Here is a 222-nt window from a genome sequence, read left to right as displayed (position 1 = left end):
CAGGAAACAGCCCCGGCAGGCAGTGCTTCAACAACTGGGGGCATTACGGCGGTGTCAAGAATCCCGAACAGCATGGAAGTATGGTGGATTGGAGCAAATGGTTCCGTGCAAGGTGCTTTCTGGTATGAAGGGCAACCATGGAGACGACAGGAAATAGCTCCAGCAGGTAGTGCTTCAACTAGTTAATTCTTAAAAAAAATAAAAAATAAGAAAGTATTATAT

The 222-nt window shown here is 45.0% G+C and carries 1 pseudogene; it reads left to right on the top strand.

Annotated elements, in window-relative coordinates:
* A pseudogene (locus MR071_RS25980) lies at positions 1-186 on the top strand (PLL family lectin); the annotation flags it as partial.
* Positions 187-222: the final 36 nt, after the last annotated feature.

The organism is Bacillus cereus group sp. BfR-BA-01316, from assembly GCF_022664195.1.
Taxonomy (GTDB): domain Bacteria; phylum Bacillota; class Bacilli; order Bacillales; family Bacillaceae_G; genus Bacillus_A.
The sequence above is the reverse complement of the archived record's forward strand: the minus strand, read 5'-3'. Positions and strand labels throughout refer to the sequence as shown.